Annotated in this window: 16 protein-coding genes, 1 tRNA gene and 1 riboswitch; of the genes, 8 read left to right on the top strand and 9 right to left on the bottom strand. The window is 69.5% G+C overall.

Translation table 11 applies throughout. The features are described from left to right. Nucleotides 1-3: 3 nt before the first annotated feature. A complete protein-coding gene (locus tag ACIPQB_RS01630; RefSeq protein ID WP_446483447.1) occupies nt 4-390 on the bottom strand; it encodes a RidA family protein in 387 nt (128 codons plus the stop codon). Between the two features lie 92 nt (nt 391-482). On the opposite strand from ACIPQB_RS01630, the gene ACIPQB_RS01635 reads away from it, so the two are divergent. Then, a complete protein-coding gene (locus ACIPQB_RS01635) occupies nt 483-1,190 on the top strand; it encodes an aspartate/glutamate racemase family protein (protein ID WP_446483448.1) in 708 nt (235 codons plus the stop codon). A gap of 58 nt (nt 1,191-1,248) precedes the next feature. On the opposite strand, the gene ACIPQB_RS01640 is transcribed toward ACIPQB_RS01635, so the two are convergent. Together ACIPQB_RS01640 and ACIPQB_RS01645 are read right to left on the bottom strand one after the other, a co-directional pair. Next, nucleotides 1,249-1,881 (bottom strand): LysE family translocator, encoded by a 633-nt coding sequence (locus tag ACIPQB_RS01640; protein WP_446483449.1) that lies wholly within the window; start codon nt 1,879-1,881, stop codon nt 1,249-1,251. A 22-nt stretch (nt 1,882-1,903) separates the two neighbouring features. Continuing rightward, nucleotides 1,904-1,983, bottom strand: a riboswitch (ZMP/ZTP riboswitch). Nucleotides 1,984-3,012: 1,029 nt separating this feature from the next. Then, nucleotides 3,013-3,657 carry a COQ9 family protein gene (locus ACIPQB_RS01645; protein WP_446483450.1) on the bottom strand — a complete coding sequence of 215 codons (645 nt, stop codon included), beginning with the start codon at nt 3,655-3,657 and terminating at the stop codon, nt 3,013-3,015. Nucleotides 3,658-3,838: 181 nt separating this feature from the next. On the opposite strand from ACIPQB_RS01645, the gene rpsU reads away from it, so the two are divergent. Further along, complete coding sequence (gene rpsU, locus ACIPQB_RS01650) at nt 3,839-4,078, top strand: 30S ribosomal protein S21 (protein WP_085953736.1); 240 nt, start codon at nt 3,839-3,841, stop codon at nt 4,076-4,078. A gap of 83 nt (nt 4,079-4,161) precedes the next feature. Here the strand turns inward: rpsU and ACIPQB_RS01655 are convergent, their stop codons facing one another. After that, nucleotides 4,162-5,124 (bottom strand): alpha/beta fold hydrolase, encoded by a 963-nt coding sequence (locus ACIPQB_RS01655; protein WP_446483451.1) that lies wholly within the window; start codon nt 5,122-5,124, stop codon nt 4,162-4,164. A 375-nt stretch (nt 5,125-5,499) separates the two neighbouring features. On the opposite strand from ACIPQB_RS01655, the gene ACIPQB_RS01660 reads away from it, so the two are divergent. Beyond that, complete coding sequence (locus ACIPQB_RS01660; RefSeq protein ID WP_446483452.1) at nt 5,500-5,847, top strand: UrcA family protein; 348 nt, start codon at nt 5,500-5,502, stop codon at nt 5,845-5,847. Nucleotides 5,848-6,166: 319 nt separating this feature from the next. On the opposite strand, the gene ACIPQB_RS01665 is transcribed toward ACIPQB_RS01660, so the two are convergent. Further along, nucleotides 6,167-7,501: an MFS transporter gene (locus tag ACIPQB_RS01665; RefSeq protein WP_446483453.1), complete on the bottom strand. Its 1,335-nt coding sequence runs from the start codon at nt 7,499-7,501 to the stop codon at nt 6,167-6,169. Nucleotides 7,502-7,688: 187 nt separating this feature from the next. Here ACIPQB_RS01665 and motA point away from each other — a divergent pair, with 187 nt between their 5' ends. From motA to mnmC, 3 genes are all read left to right on the top strand, one after another. Further along, nucleotides 7,689-8,558, top strand: coding sequence for a flagellar motor stator protein MotA (gene motA / locus ACIPQB_RS01670; RefSeq protein ID WP_446483454.1), 870 nt, complete (start codon nt 7,689-7,691; stop codon nt 8,556-8,558). Nucleotides 8,559-8,684: 126 nt separating this feature from the next. Further along, entirely contained in the window at nt 8,685-9,011 is a 327-nt protein-coding gene (locus tag ACIPQB_RS01675) for a hypothetical protein (protein ID WP_446483455.1), read from the top strand. Between the two features lie 70 nt (nt 9,012-9,081). Continuing rightward, the gene (gene mnmC, locus ACIPQB_RS01680) at nt 9,082-10,884 is read left to right on the top strand and encodes an FAD-dependent 5-carboxymethylaminomethyl-2-thiouridine(34) oxidoreductase MnmC (protein WP_446483456.1); all 1,803 of its coding nucleotides are present in this window, start codon (nt 9,082-9,084) and stop codon (nt 10,882-10,884) included. Nucleotides 10,885-10,935: 51 nt separating this feature from the next. Here the strand turns inward: mnmC and ACIPQB_RS01685 are convergent, their stop codons facing one another. Beyond that, on the bottom strand, nt 10,936-12,165 hold the full coding sequence (locus ACIPQB_RS01685; RefSeq protein ID WP_446483457.1) for an OmpA family protein: 1,230 nt from the start codon (nt 12,163-12,165) through the stop codon (nt 10,936-10,938). Between the two features lie 255 nt (nt 12,166-12,420). Beyond that, nucleotides 12,421-13,326 (bottom strand): LysR family transcriptional regulator, encoded by a 906-nt coding sequence (locus tag ACIPQB_RS01690; protein WP_446483458.1) that lies wholly within the window; start codon nt 13,324-13,326, stop codon nt 12,421-12,423. A 97-nt stretch (nt 13,327-13,423) separates the two neighbouring features. Between ACIPQB_RS01690 and ACIPQB_RS01695 the strand changes: the two genes are divergently transcribed. After that, nucleotides 13,424-14,272 carry an oxidoreductase gene (locus tag ACIPQB_RS01695; RefSeq protein ID WP_446483459.1) on the top strand — a complete coding sequence of 283 codons (849 nt, stop codon included), beginning with the start codon at nt 13,424-13,426 and terminating at the stop codon, nt 14,270-14,272. Between the two features lie 61 nt (nt 14,273-14,333). On the opposite strand, the gene ACIPQB_RS01700 is transcribed toward ACIPQB_RS01695, so the two are convergent. Both ACIPQB_RS01700 and cpdR read right to left on the bottom strand, forming a co-directional pair. After that, nucleotides 14,334-14,408 (bottom strand) — tRNA-Val (locus ACIPQB_RS01700). A gap of 97 nt (nt 14,409-14,505) precedes the next feature. Beyond that, nucleotides 14,506-14,862 carry a cell cycle two-component system response regulator CpdR gene (cpdR, locus tag ACIPQB_RS01705; protein ID WP_446483460.1) on the bottom strand — a complete coding sequence of 119 codons (357 nt, stop codon included), beginning with the start codon at nt 14,860-14,862 and terminating at the stop codon, nt 14,506-14,508. 177 nt (nt 14,863-15,039) lie between these two features. Between cpdR and ACIPQB_RS01710 the strand changes: the two genes are divergently transcribed. Next, a complete protein-coding gene (locus tag ACIPQB_RS01710; RefSeq protein ID WP_446483461.1) occupies nt 15,040-15,963 on the top strand; it encodes an N-formylglutamate amidohydrolase in 924 nt (307 codons plus the stop codon). Nucleotides 15,964-16,059 lie beyond the last annotated feature (96 nt).

Here is a 16,059-nt window from a genome sequence, read left to right on the forward strand (position 1 = left end):
TCCTCACGCTATGGCGATGATTTCCAGCTCGACCAGCCAGTCGTCGGCCAGAGTCTGGACGATGATCGCCGTGGTCGGGATGCGCCGCTCACCCAGGGCCTTCACCCGCGCCGCGCCGTTGGCCTCGACATAGGCGACGTCGCGCAGGTAGCTGGTCAGGCGCACGATGTTGTCGACGGTCATCCCGGCGGCGGCCAGGATGGTCCGAAGATTCGACCAGACCAGCTCCAGCTGGTGCTCCAGACTGCTTCCAGCCACACCGTCGGCGTCCAGACCCATGGTTCCGGCCACGAACAGCATTCGCGCCGGATCTCGGACTTCGATGGCGTGCACATAGTCGTCAGTCGCCGCGTAGATCCCGTCGATGGGATTGTGGATCACGATGTTCATGACGGCCTCCCGGCTTTTGTCTTGTGAGCTTCGCATCCAAAGCTTAGCGGAAGGACGCGCCGTCGGTGTGACGGCCTTTCGCGGAGCCAAGCATGGCTGGACAAGCGCTTATCGGCCTGATCGGCGGCATGAGCTGGGAGAGCTCGGCCCAGTATTATCGGCTGATCAACGAGGGCGTCCGCGACCGGCTGGGCGGGGTCGCCTCGGCGCGGACCCTGATGTGGTCGTTCGATTTCGCCCGCATCGAAGCCCTGCAGCACGCCGGCGACTGGGACGCCCTGGCCGGCGAGTTGGCGCAGGCCGCCCGCGTTCTGGAACGCGGCGGGGCCGACCTGCTGGTGCTGTGCACCAACACCATGCACCGCTGCACCCAGGCCATCGAGGACGCGGTGGCCATCCCGCTGCTGCACATCGCCGATCCGACCGCCCAGGCGATCCGGGCGGCGGGCCTCACCAAGGTCGGCCTGCTGGGCACGGCCTTCACCATGGAGCAGGACTTCTATCGCGGCCGGCTGGAGCAGCGGTTCGGCCTGGAGGTGCTGACGCCGGAGGCCGACGACCGCGCGGCGGTGCACGGGATCATCTATCGCGAGCTGGTGGCCGGCCAGGTGCTGGACGCCTCGCGCGAGGTCTATCGGGCGGTGATCGAGCGGCTGGTGGCGCGCGGGGCGCAGGGGATCATCCTGGGCTGCACCGAGATCATGCTGCTGATCGGACCGGCCGACAGCCCCGTGCCGATCTTCGACACCACGACCCTGCACGCCATGGCTGCGGTGGAGCGGGCGCTGGGCGCGCGGTAGCCGCGAGCCTCCGAGCGGCTGAGGGACGCACGCCAGATCGGAAACGGATGTGTGACCCCTACCGCCGCGCCTCGGTCGCCATCCGCACGGCCAGTCCGCCCAGCACCGTGGCCATCAGCCAGCGCTGCACGACGACGAAGGCCGGCCGGCCGGCCAGGAACAGCGCGATGGTTCCGGCCGCCGAGGCGATCGAGGCGTTGACGCTCAGGCTGACGGCGATCTGGGTCAGGCCCAGCACCAGCGATTGGCCGAACACCCCGCCGCGATGCGGGTCGATGAATTGCGGCAGCAGCGACAGATAGAGCATCGCCGCCTTGGGATTGAGAAGATTGGTCAGGAAGCCCATGGCCACCAGCTTGGCCGGCGGGTCCTTGGGCAGTTCCCGCACAGCGAACGGCGCCGCGCCGCCGGGGCGGATCGCCTGCCAGGCCAGCCAGGCCAGGTAGAGCGCCCCGCCGAACCGCAGCAGGTCATAGGCCACCGGCGCGGCCATCAGCAGGGCGGTGATGCCCAGGGCCGCGCAGACCAGATAGACGACGAAGCCGGCCGCCACGCCGATCAGCGACACCAGGCCGGCGGTGCGGCCCTGACTGATCGAGCGGCTGATCAGGTAGAGCATGTTCGGCCCTGGGGTCAGGGCCATGGCCAGGCAGACCAGGGCGAAGGCGATCAGGGTCTTGGCTTCGGGCATGGGCGGGCTCCGCATTGTTCAGGAGGGACGCCCAGGCGAACGGCTGCTGACGCCCGCGCTCCCCGAGGGTGCTCCCTCCGATCGCCAGTCACGCGGACCCGCCCTGCCTATACCGGTTCGCGGCGAAGGTTTAGGGGAATTGGCGGGAGAGCGGACGGCGAGACGCTGAGGGACACACACTCATTTCTCCAACCGGATGTCGGCGGCGGAGCCAGATCGGAAACGCGTGTGTGACCCTCGCTCCCGGTTTCACACCGAACGTCCCAAAGCCCCGTCATCCTCGGACTTGTTCCACGGCTGTCCGGTTCACGTTTTGGCGAAGTCGAGACAGAGTTGTCTTGGATCGTGAGGTTTTGTTGGCTGGGGCCTGAGCAGTTGATCGAGGGCTCTGCGGTGCATGAGATTGGCGCGGACGAGTCTTGAGAAGGCCAGGACGCCGCCAACTCCACGCCACGACCCACGACAACTCTCTCTCGACTTGATGACAGCGTGAACCGGACAGCCGTGGAACAAGTCCGAGGATGACGGCGGTTTAGGGGGATCGACGCGGCTCGATCCCCGCCGCTGACGCCGAAAACACCAGCAACTTCAACGCCCTGAAAAATAACCAGCGTCACCAACCCGCCAGCCCTCGAACCGCCCGCACAATCAAACCTGTCTCCGTCGCGGAGGAGGGCGCTTGGTACCGACCCGAAGCGGCGATGGAGATGGAACCGAGCGGGGCCGTCTGGGCCTGGCGATCGGATCGCGGCGGGCGGCGGGGCTCAGAAGGCTCCAAGGTCCTCCGGGGACGGTGGCGGGACAGGCGGGTCGACGGGGCCGGGAGGTTCAAACCGGCCTGTTCCAGGATCTGTCGGAGTCGCTGACGGCCCCTTCCGGGCGACTTTGATCCTGCCCGTCCGAGGGGGAACGTCGATCGGGATGAAACAGGCCCTCAGTCGCCGTCCCTCGAGACAAACGGTTCCGCGGAGCGGTCTGTCCAAGCCGAAACGCACACACACTACTCACGGTCTCCGGGCCTGGCCCGGCCGCTCCGCGCCTCCTCATCCCACTCGCAGCGAAAGCCCGAGGTCGAAGAAACGTGTCTGGCCAAGAAGTCCTCAGGGACGAGACGCCGGGATGAGCGGAGCTTCAGCCCCGCCCGTAGCGCATCCGGGCCAGCGCCCCGGCCACCTCGGCGGCCAGGTTCATCGGCTTGAGGCCCGCCTTCCACTTCTCGAAAGCCATGACGTTGTCGATGCGGCCGTCCAGGTGCTTCAGCGCCGACTCCCGCCCGGAGGCCAGGTCGACCGCCAGGGTCGAGACCAGGATCCCCGACAGGATGGCCCGCTTGGAATAGTGGTTTTCGTCGGTCGCCGTATCGCCGGCCCAGCGCCACAGGGCGTCGGCGCTTTCCCAGACCAGGCTCAGGGCCAGGGGCATATGGGTCGGAAAGGCCAGGAAGGCGGCCAGCCGGCGCAGGGCTTCGGCGTCCGCTACGGCGGCGTCCAGCCGGGCGATCACGCCGCGGCGGATCCGCTCGCGGATCTTCAGGGCGGCGGGGTCGAATGCGGTCAGGCTGGCCAGGGCGACCGCGTCATGGCGGCGCGACAGCAGCGCGGCCAGGTCGCGCGGGCCGCGCGGCAACAGCAGCTGCGCCTCGCCGGGATTGAGGCCGGCGGCCGCTGCGGCGGCCCGGGCCAGGCCGGGGTTCCAGCCCAGGCGCGGCGCCAGGCGCACGGCCTCGTCCAGCACGCGTTGCTCGGCCTGGTCGGCCCAATCCCTCGTATCGGTCATGAATCCGAGTCTACACGGGAGTTTAGGCCGCGTCGCGCATGGACAGAGCGCCTCGCCTCTGCTATCAGCCGCCCCTCGTCGCCCGGGAGATCCCTTTCCGGGCTTATCAGGTTTTGTTCGCCCGCCCGGCCCCTGAGAGGGACTCGGGAAGATGGTCGGGCCGTCGAATGGAGAGAGACCCCTGGTCCAGATTTTCGTCCGCGACAACAACGTCGATCAGGCCCTCAAGGCCCTGAAGAAGAAGATGCAGCGCGAAGGCTCGTTCCGCGAAATGAAGCGGCACGTGCACTACGAGAAGCCGTCCGAGAAGCGCGCCCGCCAGAAGGCCGAGGCCGTTCGCCGCGCCCGCAAGCTGGCCCGCAAGCGCGCCCAGCGCGAAGGCCTGATCCCGATGCCGAAGAAGCCGGTCGGCGCTCGGTAAGGACGTCTTCGCGAGGCGCTCGCCTCCGCAAGCCGAATTTTCGAAACCCGCGTGGGGCGACCTGCGCGGGTTTTGCTTTGCCCCTACCCCCGTGCCCCCGCCACGAAGGCCACGGCCTTGACGATATGGCCGGCGAAGGCCTGGCCCAGCAGCCGGGTGTGGGTGGCCGCCTCGACATGATCGACATAGCCATGCTGCGAGGCCAGGGCGGGAGCGGCCTGCAGGGCCTTCCACGCCTCGCGTCCCTTGACCGCTCCGGCCGTGACCACCGCCACCGGCAATCGCGGGTCGAAGGGGGGCTCGGCCGCGGCCTGGTCGGCCGAGACGGACCACAGGGCCACCTCCTGGGCCGCGACCCGGTTGTGGCGACCGTTGGCGAAGGCCCAGCGCTTCTCGGCCCGGGCGGCCGGCGGCAGGCCGATCTTGTCGCCCAGCGACGTATAGACCAGCGGCTTGTAGAGGCCGATCGCCGCGCCGCGCGCGGCCCAGCGCGAGGCGGCGGTGAAGGCCTTGATGAACGGCCGGGCCTGGTCCGACCGCGAGGCCTCGGCCGTGGCGGCGTCGACCAGCACCAGGCCGGTCACCCGGTCGGGATGGCGTCCGACATACTGCCGCAGGCGCAGGCCGGCCATCGAATGGCCGACCAGGATGAACGGTCCGGTCTCGCCCGAGGCGACGACCAGCTTTTCGAAGTCCCCGACGATGGCCAGGCCGTCGCGCGGGGCCGGTCCCGGCGGCGAGAATCCCAGGCCCGCCCGGTCATAGGCGCAGGAGCGCCAGCCGGCCGCCGCCAGGGCGTCCTGGGTCGCGCCCCAGTCGGCGGCGAAGCCGAAGGCCCCCGCCTCCAGCCAGACCAGCGGCCGGGCTGCGGCGGCGGCCGGGGCGGGACCTTCGCAGACCAGCCGCAACTGACGCCCCTCGCCGATATCGACCATGGTCCCGCGCGGCATCGGACGGCCGGCCGCCGACATCAGACCGCCCACGGCGATGAACGAAACGAGGAAAAGGACGAATCCGGCAAGGGCGCGACCGACAAACCTGAGCATGGGGCCACTCTAGCCGAGCGGCGATGTCCGTCGAGTGACGGCCCTGTGGAAATCCGGCCCGGACGCCCAAACGGCCAGGGACTAGCCGTCGACGACCATGATCCGTATACGGATGCGGCCGTCCTTGGTCGCGTTCATGCGGCAAAGGCGCAACCAGCCTTGGCCGCGGACCAAGCATGGGCTCGGCGGGACAGGTCGTCGCCTCAGATTACGAAACATTCAGAACGCAACATTACAGAACATTCAGAACATTACGTTCAGCACACTCTCTTAATTACACGTCATGAAGGAGACGTAACGAGTATTCGCCGAAACATCGGCGTACATCTTTGGTCATGGGGCGCAGGGAAGCGCCAAAACCGAGGGACCACTCCAATGCGCAAGTTCATGACCAGCCTGGCCACCGTCGCCACCCTGACCCTGGCCGCCGTTCCGGCCCTGGGCCTGGTGCAAGCCGCCCACGCCGCCGAGCCGACCGCCACGATCTCGCTGGCCGGCCTGAACCTGAGCAACCCTGCTCACGCCGCCGAATTCGCCGCCCGGGTCGACGCCGCCGCCGAGCAGGTCTGCAGCGACATGGCGCGCACCAATCCCGGCGCCTTCACCATGGCCGGCTGCAAGGTCGCGGCGCGCAAGCAGGCGATGTCGCAGCTGTCCAAGATGCAGCGCCAGCGCCTGCAGACCGCGGCGCGCGCCGCCCCGATCACAGTCGCCGCGCGCTAGGAGGCTGGCCCGAAGTGAAGTTGGGTGATTTCAAACCTTTGCGATTCCGACGCCAGATTCTCGACCGGTGCTTTCGTTGAGAATGGCGTGTTGAGTTAGGTGAATGGCGACAACCCTGGACGTGACCTGCTCGTTCGAACGCCGCCCCCTGATGTGGCCGACGGATCTCCAGCTCTCCGAGATCGTCGACCAGCACGACTTCGCTAGGCCGCCCATGATTTCGAGCGACGTGCATGTGCATTTCGTCAGGAACTTGCTCGTGGGCGGCTTTGGCGGCCATTCGTTGAAGGATGGCCGCAGGTGCGCAGTCAGTTGGATCTCAATGCGGCCCCGTCGCATCGATCGAGCTGGCGTCGACGACTTGCGCCTCGTCGCGCGCCTCGCCCGGGTCGACCACATCGCCCACCCGGCGCATGATCGGGTCGAGCAGGGCGTAGGCGACCAGGCCGGCCAGCACGGCCACGTTGATCAGATAGGGCGAGGGATGGGCCCATTTGTAGAGCGCCACGCCGAGCACCGGGGCGATGATCACCGAGGCGCCGTTGATGGCGCTGATCGCCCCGGCCACCGCCCCCTGCTCCTCATGCCCGACCGACAGCGAGGCCCCGGCCGTGAAGCCTGGCCGCGCGAAGCCGTAACCCAGGCTGCACAGGGCGAAGCCGACGACCAGGGTGTGGTAGTCGGGCGAGAAGGCGACGATCAGATTGCCCAGGGCCGCGCATCCGGCTCCCAGCCACAGCAGCTGCCGCGGCTTGAGCCGCAGCATGCGGATCAGGCCCCACTGTGCCAGCAGGCTGGCGGCCGCGCCGGCCATCATCGCGATCCCGGCGAAGGCGGCCGCGAGGGCCGGGGCCATCCGCAGCTTGTCGATGACCATGAAGCCCAGGGTCTGCTGGTTGACGCTCTGGGCCGAGGCCAGCAGGAAGCCGTAGACCACGAAGGGCAGGATCCGCCGGTCGTTCCAACGGATGCGGGGCCGATCGGCGCCGCTCGCCTCGCGGCCCGGAATCTCCTGCGGCCGCTCGGGCAGGCCGCGCACCACCAGGACCAGCACGACGCCCGCCAGGATCGCGAAGGCGAACATCGGTCCCGACAGGGTGATCAATGGAAACACCAGGAACGGCGCCACCGCCGGCCCCAGGATGGTGCCCAGCCCCGTCGCCGAGGCCATGGTCGCCAGGGCGTTGGTGCGCTCGGCCGGGGCGGTGCGGTCGGCGACATAGGCCTGGGCGGCGGGGTTGGAGGCCGAGCCGGCCAGGCCGAAGATCGCCCGCGACAGGGCCGCGCCGACGAACACCGCCAGCGGGGCCATCAGCCCCTTCAAGCCCATCAGGATGAAGAAGCCGAAGCCCAGCATCGAGACGGCGAAACCGGCCATGCCCAGCATCACCATCGGCTTGCGGCCCAGCCGGTCCGACCGCCGGGCCCAGACTGGCGACATCACCCCCCACAGCAGGGCCGACAGCGAAAAGATCGAGACAATCTGCACGTCGGGAATGCCCACCTGACGGCCGATAGCCGGCAGCACGGTCTGCAGGGCGGTGTTGCCGGCGGCGCTGCTGAGCAGCACGGCGAACAGGATCGCGAAGGCCCGGCTGCGGGCGGTCCCCTCAAGGCGCGTGCTCGGATCGGCGTCCGGGCCGGTCTTGCTCATGCTTCCCCTCCGACGCGACGGGGGCCTGCGGAGGGCGCCGGTCACCCCGGCCCTGTCCGGCCGACGTTCGAACATCTGTTAGGCGGGTGTGGCGAAAGGCGCAACACGCCGGCGGCCGGCCGCACACCTTGGATTAAGCATTAATGGCGATCATCCCGCCTGAGTTTACCCGGGGCGCTCTTCCATCATGTTCCAGATCATCGGAATCGTACTGCTGTTCGGCCTCGTGTTCGGCAGCTTCATCATGTCCGGCGGCAAGATGGACGTGATCATCGAGGCCGCCCCGCACGAGCTGATGTGCATTCTCGGCGCGGGCATCGCCTCGTTCCTGATCTCGAACTCGATGACGGTGATCAAGGCCACCGGCGGCGGTTTCGCCAAGATCTTTTCGGGCCCCAAGTGGAAGACCGCCGACTATCGCGACCTGCTCAGCCTGCTGTTCCTGCTGACCAAGACCATGAAGTCCAAGGGCGTCATCGCCCTGGAAAGCCACATCGAAAAGCCGCACGAAAGCTCGATCTTTCAGCGCTACCCCAAGATCACCAAGGACCACTTCGCCGTCGACTTCATCTGCGACACCCTGCGGATGATGACCATGAACCTGGAGGATCCCCACCAGGTCGAGGACGCGATGGAGAAGCAGCTGGAAAAGCACCATCACGAGGGTCACGCCCCCTCGCACGCCCTGCAGAGCCTGGCCGACGCCCTGCCGGCCCTGGGCATCGTCGCCGCCGTGCTCGGCGTCATCAAGACCATGGGCTCGATCACCGAGCCGCCGGCCGTGCTGGGCGCGATGATCGGCGGCGCGCTGGTCGGCACCTTCCTGGGCGTGTTCCTGGCCTATGGCCTGGTCGGGCCCTTCGCCACCCGCCTGAAGGACGTGGTCGAAGAGGAAGGTTCGTTCTACAAGATCATCCAGTCAGTGCTGGTCGCCCACCTGCACGGCAACGCCGCCCAGATCTCGGTCGAGATCGGCCGCGGCAGCGTGCCGTCGCCGGCCCAGCCGAGCTTCTTGGAGCTGGAAGAGGCCCTGCAGCAGATCCCCAACGAGGCTTGATCCGTCAGATCACGGATTCGTGAGCTTTGGCTTGCACGAGTTCACGAAAAGGTGTTCCGTAACTCTGACGTGACGCGGTCACCCGACCGCGCCCCACGTGGACAAGCAGTCGCAAGGGATACGCCCATGACCACCAAGATTCTCCGCTCGATCCTGGTCGCCGGCCTCGCTGTTTCGGCGCTTTCGCTGGCCGCCTGCGGCAAGAAGGACGAGGCCGCCGACGCTTCGGCCCAGAAGGCCCAGGAAGCCGCCGCCTCGGCCAGCACCGCCACCGACGCCGCTGCGACCGCCGCCGGCGCCGCCGCCGACGCCAACAAGGCCGCCGCCGACGCCGCCGCCTCCACTCCCGCCGCTCCCGACGCCACCACCGCCGCTGAAGCTCCGGCCGCCGCGGGCGACACGACCACGACGACGACCACCACCGAAAAGAAAGAGACCGCTCCGGCCCATTAAGCGCCGCCGATCGCGCGTTTCGACGTTGAAGGGCCGTCCGCAAGGGCGGCCCTTCTTCTATAAGCGGCTCATGAACGACGCCGCCCCCCCTTCCGCCACCGCCTCGCCGCTCGTCTGGCAGGACGACGGCCTGCCGCGCTCGGCCCTCTACGGCGACGTCTATTTCTCCAGCGCCGACGGCCTGGCCGAGACCCGGGCGGTGTTCCTGGCCGGCTGCGACCTGCCCGCCGCCTGGGCCGGGCGGGAGCATTTCACGGTCGGCGAGCTGGGTTTCGGCACCGGGCTGAACATCGCCGCCCTGCTGGACCTGTGGCGGCGCGAGCGTCCCGCAGGCGGCCGGCTGCGGATCTTCTCGGTCGAGGCCCACCCAATCACCCGCGACGAGGCGGCCCGCGCCCTGGCGGTCTGGCCCGAGCTGGGCGAGGCCGCCCAGGTGCTGCTCGACCGCTGGCCGGGCCGAGCGCGCGGCTTCCACCGCGTCGACCTGCCGGGCTTCGACGCCGTGCTCGACCTGGCGGTGACGGAGGTCGAGCCGGCCCTGGCGGCCTGGGACGGCGCGGCCGACGCCTGGTTCCTCGACGGCTTCTCGCCCGCCCTCAACCCGGCCATGTGGCGCGAAGAAGTCCTCGCCGCCGTCGCAGCGCGCTCGGCCCCGGGCGCGCGGGCCGCCACCTTCACCGTCGCCGGCGCGGTGCGGCGCGGTCTGGCCGCCGCGGGTTTCCAGGTCGACAAGCGTCCGGGCTTCGGCCGCAAGAAGGAGCGGCTGGAGGCGCGCTTCCCGGGCGCGCCGACCGCCGCCCCCCCGCCTCGCCGCCTGGCGGTGATCGGCGGCGGAATCGCCGGCGCCGCCATAGCCCGCGCAGGCCGCGCCGAGGGGCTGGCGGTGTCGGTGTTCGACGACGGCGCGGCGGCCGCCTCAGGCAATCCCGCGGCCCTGGTCACCCCCGCCCTCGACGCCGGCGGCGGTCCGCGCGCCGCCCTGCACGCCCAGGCCTTCGCCCGGGCGGTCGCCCTCTACCAGACCCTGCCGGAGGCGGTGATCGCCCGCGGCGTGCTGCAACTGCCGGCGAACCCGCGCGACGCCGACCGCCTCGCGGCCGTGGCGCAGCAGGACCTGTTCGAGCCCGGAGCCATGACCCTGGTGGACGCGGCGGCCGTCACGGCGCGGCTCGGCGAGCTGGTCGCGGGCGGGCTGGACATGGCCGACGCCCTGGTGGTCGAGCCGGCCGGCGTCCTGGCCGCTTGGCGCGGCGAGACGTCGACCGCCCAGGTCGCCCGGATCGCTCACGACGGCGCGGCCTGGCGACTGTTCGATCAAGAAGGCGGCTGCCTTGCCGAGGCCGACGCGGTAGTCCTGGCCGGCGGTGCGGGCCAGCACCGGCTGTGGCCGGAGGCGCCGCTACGTCCTGTGCGCGGCCAGGCCAGCTGGACCGCAGGCGTCGCGGCGCCGCCTCCGGTCACGTTTGGCGGCTATGTCGCGCCGACTCGCGACGGCGTGCTGTTTGGGGCCACCCATGATCGCGACGACGTCGAGACCGACACCCGCGCCGCGGACCATGCCCGCAATCGGCAGGCGCTGGCCCAGGGGCTGCCGGACCTGGCCGCCCGGCTGACCGACGCGGTCCTGGCGGGCCGGGCGGCGGTCAGGGCGGCGACGGCCGACCACCTGCCCCTGGCCGGCGCCGTACCCGGCGCCGCGCCCGGCCTGTTCGTGCTGGGGGGTCTCGGCGGACGAGGCTTCTGTCTCGCGCCGCTGCTGGCCGAGCACCTGGCGGCGCGAATCCTGGACCTGCCCTCGCCGCTGCCCCGCGCATTGTCGGCGCTGGTCGAGCCCAAGCGCTTTTCATCGCGACGAAACCGACGGCGGGAATGAAAAAGGGCCCGGCGTCGCCGCCGGGCCCCTCAGTCGGTTGGATCGCGATCCTTAGAAGTTGATCGAGATCGTGGAACGGCGGTTCAGCGGTTCCTTCACGCCATCGCCGGTGGCGACGGCGGGTTCGCTTTCGCCCTTCCAATCCACGGCCAGGGTGGTGGCCGGCACGCCGGCTCCGACCAGGGCGTCGGCGACGGCCTTGGCGCGGCGCTCCGAGAGCTTGGCGTTGTACTTCGGCGAGCCCGAGGTGTCGGTATGGCCGACCACCACGATCTTGGTCGCATGACCGCCGTTGGCGTAAGTCGCCGCTTCGGAGATCACCGACTGGGCTTCCGGCGTCAGCACATACTGATCGAACGGGAAGTAGACGATGAACTCGCGAGCCTCATAGGCCGGCGGCGGCGGCGGGGGCGGCGGGGGAGCCGGTTCCGGCGGCGGGGGAGGCGGCGGGGGCGGCGGCGGCGGGGGAGGCGGCGGAGGCGGCGGCGAGCCGAAGGTGTAGCGGACGCCCAGGGTCAGCGAGGTGTCCTTGTACTTGCCTTCGAAGGTGCCGACGTCGGTGACGGCGCCGAAGTGTCCGGGGCCGCCGGTGTTGGCGGTCACCGAACCCCATTGCAGGTCGTCGGTCTGCAGGTAGCGGCCGGTCAGATCCAGCGACCAGTTGGGGGCGAAATCCCAGGCCACGCCGAGCAGGCCTTGGAAGGCCAGGGCCTGATCGACGTCGTCGAAGCTGGTGTTCTGGAACTGGGCGCCGCCGGCGGGGACGCCGCTCAGCTGGCCATAGACCTTGTTGTGGACCCAGGCCGTGCCGATGCCGGCGCCGATGAACGGACGCCAGCTGGAGTCGGGCATGAAGTCATAGATGACGTTGGCCATCAGGGTGGTGGCCTTCATCTCGCCGTTCGGGTCTCCGCACTTCGGGGCGGCGGCGGTGCGCTCGACGCCGGCGGTGCAGAGACCGATCGGCTGGGCGCCGGCGGCCGAGCCCTTGACGCTGCTGATGTCGCCCTTGCGATAGCCGTACTCGCCTTCGACCCGCCAATTGGGGCTGAAGCGATAGCCGATACGTCCAAAGCCCGCCCAATCGTCGTCGGCCGAGAACGTCCACTTGTAAGGCTTGCCGTCCGAACCGTTGACGGACGAGGTGGCCTTGACGCCGTCGGTCGTATGGTACCCGACGTCACCGGCGACGTACCATCCGCTCAACGCGCTTTGGGCGGAGGCGCCCGACGCGGCGCAGAGCGCCAGCGTCGCGACACCAGCCAGCAACCGGATCTTCATGATGTGAACCCTCTAAATGAATGTCTCGAGGCCGACGTTGAAGCGCGGCCTCACGACGACAAACGCGCCAAGATTGAAAATGGGGTGTGGCAGAGCAGCAACATTCGGGGGTTTTCGACGAAAATTTGACGGCTAAGCCGGAGATTCCAGGGGTGTAGTCGAGCTTGATCCAAATCGCGTCGCTCGGTCCGGGAACCCTCGCGACTGCGGTAGCCCTGCACCCCCCAAGTTTCGGCGATGGCCCTGCTCGGCGCCCTAGGCCAGCGGCTTGAGCACCTCGCGCGCCACGTCGATGAAGGCCCGCAGCTTGGGCGCCTCGGCGGCGCGGCGTGGAAAATACAGGAACAGGCCCGGCTCCTCGATCGCGGTCTTCGGCAGCACCCAGCGCAGGCGCCTTGCACGGATGTCCTCGCGCACCAGCGGTTCGAACACATAGGCCAGCCCCACCCCGGCCAGGGCCAAATCCCGGGCGTAGAGCGGATCGGTGACCCGGGCGCTGCCGCGCACCTTCACCGCCGCGTCGACACCGTCCTCCTGCACCTCCCAGGCATAGTCGCCGCCCGACGAGATCAGCCGGAAACCGATGCAGTTGTGGTCAGCCAAGTCGGCGATGATCGCGGGCTCGCCGCGCGCCTGGAGATAGCCTGGAGCCGCCACGATGATCGCCTTGAACGGCGGGGTCAGGCGCACGGCGACCATATCCTGGGCGATCATCTCGCCCAGTCGCACGCCCGCATCGAAGCCGCCAGCCACGATGTCGACCAGGCCGTCGTCGGCGGTGACCTCGACCACCAGGCCCGGATGGCGCCAGGCCATCTGGGCGAGCACCGGCGTCAGGGCCATGCGCTGGGCGATGCGGGGGGCGTTGAGCCGCAGCACGCCGGTGGTCCGCCCCTTGGCGGCGCGCAGCCGCTCGATCGCCTCGGTGATCTCGGTCAGGGCGGGCCCGACAGAACCGACGAACGCCGCCCCGGCCTCGGTCAGGGCGACGCTGCGGGTGGTGCGGACCAGCAACGGCAGGCCCAGGCGGTCCTCCACTGTCTTGACCGCATGACTGACGGCGGACGGGCTCATGCCCAGTTCGGCGGCCGCCGCGCCGAATCCGCCGCGCCGGACCACGGCCAGCACCACCGGAAAATGGGCGATCAGATCTCGGTCCATTCATGCATGATATCGAATAACTAATGCAGTTTGAACCGCCTTATCGTTCAGATGGTCGGCTGCGATCTTCGTCTCGCGTTCAAAACAGGAGATCGCCATGACCGACATCGCCACTCCCAAAACCTGGTTCATCACCGGCGCGTCGTCGGGCTTCGGCCGCGCCTTCGCCGAGCACGCCCTGTCGCTGGGCGACAATGTGGTGGCGACAGCCCGCTCGCCCGCCAAGCTTCAGGCCCTGGTCGCCCAGGCGCCGGATCGCATGCTGGCCGCCAAGCTGGACGTCGACCAGCCGGGCGACGCCCAGGCCGCCATCGATGCGGCGGTCGCCCGCTTCGGCCGCATCGACATTCTGATCAACAACGCCGGCTACGGCTTGGTCGGGGCGTTGGAGGAGACGCCGGACGCCGAACTGCGGGCGATCATGGACACCAATTTCTTCGGGGCCATGGCCGTGATCCGCGCCGCCCTGCCGGTGCTGCGCGCCCAGCGCTCGGGCGCGATCGTCAACATCTCCAGCCTGGGCGGCCAGCTGTCCTATCCCGGCTTCTCGGCCTATTCGGCCAGCAAGTTCGCTATCGAGGGCGCCTCGGAGGCCCTGGCCCAGGAAGTGGCCCCGTTCGGGATCAAGGTGCTGATCGTCGAGCCGGGCCAGTTCCGCACCGACCTCGCCGGAGCCGGCATGCGCCACATGCCGATCCTCGACGCCTATCAGGACACGGTCGGCCCTACCCGCGCCTTCGCCCATGACATGCACCGCACCCAGCCCGGCGACCCGCGCAAGGCTGCGGCGGCGATCGTCAAGGCGCTGGAGGCGGAGCAGACGCCGCTGCGGCTGCAACTGGGCGTCGACGCCATCGAGGCGGTGCGAAACCACGCCCAGGCGCTGCTGGCCGATCTGGCGGCGTGGGAGGCGGTCGGCGCGGCGACGGCCCACGACGACGCCTGATTGAAACGGGCGCGGGAGTCAGAACCGTCCAGCGGAGGCGATCTGTCGGGAAGAGAAGGAATGGTGGACGCGACAGGGATTGAACCTGTGACCCCTACGATGTCAACGTAGTGCTCTCCCGCTGAGCTACGCGTCCGCCAAAGCGGCCCTGGCGCTTTTGAAAAGCGTCCCGGGCGGGAAGGTGTGGGGGTATAGCGGCGGCTTTGCCGTCGCGCAACCCGGTCGGCGCGATTTTACGCGGCCATCATCTTTTCGACTTCGGAGACGAGGTCGCGCAGGTGCACGGGCTTGGACAGCACCTTGGCGCCGGCCGGGGCGCGGTCCTGGGCCGACAGGGCCACGGCCGCGAAACCGGTGATGAACATGATGCGCAGCGAGGGGTCGCGGGCGGCGGCCTGGCGGGCCACCTCGATGCCGTCCATACCGGGCATGACGATGTCGGTCAGCAGCAGGTCCCAGGCGGTGTCCAAGTGGCTGACCGCCTCTTCGCCGTCGGCGCAGGCCGTGACCTCGAAGCCGGCCCGCTCCAGCGCCCGCGCCAGGAAGCCGCGGAGGGAGTCGTCGTCTTCGGCGAGGAGGATGCGGGCCATACGGTCAGTGTCCAGGCGATGGATGGAATTGCAAGGCGGGAGTCTAAAGAAGGACGGTAAATCGGGGATGAACCGGGAACCGCCGTCCACAGCTAAAGCTTCAGCGTTCGCTGGATCCGCCGCCCCGCCTGGTTGTTGGCGTTTGACCCGGACCGGTGCGGCCGCGACAATAAGTCCATGACTGCTAGGGAGGCGAAGGCTTCGGAAACGCCGGCCACGGCGGGGCAAGGCTTTTCGCCGGCCTTCGAGGTGGTGCGGCCGTCGTCGGGCGACGGCGGGCCGCCGCCGACCCCGCTGGTGTTCGCCTCGCCCCATTCGGGGCGGCTCTATCCGCCGGACATGATGGCCGCCGCGCGGCTGGACGCCCAGGACCTGCGCGGTTCGGAGGACGCCTTCGTCGACGAGCTGATCGGCGGGGCCCCGGACCTGGGGGTCAGCGTGATCCGGGCCCGGCTGGCCCGCGCCTATATCGACCTCAATCGCGACGCCTGGGAACTGGACCCGGCGATGTTCGAGGACGACCTGCCCGAATTCGCCCGCGGCCGCACCGCCCGGGTGGCGGCGGGGCTGGGCGCGATCGCCCGGGTGGCCGGCGAGGGGCGGCCGATCTACGCCCGCAAGCTGACCTTCGCCGAGGCCCAGGTGCGCATCGACACCGCCCACCGCCCCTATCACGACGCGCTGGATCGCCTGCTGGCCCAGGCCCGCAGCGCCCACGGCCTGGCGATCCTGGTCGACTGGCACTCGATGCCCGCCGCCGCGACGCGCGGGCACCGGGCCCGGGGCGGCGGACCGTGCGACGTCGTGCTGGGCGACCGCTTCGGCGCGGCCTGCGGATCGGGCCTGACCGCCCTGATGGAAAAGACCCTGGAGCAACTGGGCTATCGCGTCGCCCGCAACGCCCCCTATGCCGGCGGCTACACTACCGAGCACTATGGCCGCCCGGCGCGCCGCACCCACGCCATCCAGGTCGAGATCAACCGCGCGCTCTATATGAACGAGGCCACCCGCGAGCCGGCGCCGGGCTTGGCGCGGCTGAAGGCCGACATCGAGACGGTGACCCGGCAGCTGAGCCAGACCGACTGGTCAGGGCTGCTTTAGGCCGGGACACACTCTGGCCCTCGATAGGGCGGATACAGGTTTTTCGAACCCCTCGCGGCGCCGCGCCGATCCCGACCCAGGCCGCGACCATCGGTC

The sequence above is a fragment of the Caulobacter sp. LARHSG274 genome (genome assembly GCF_052871235.1).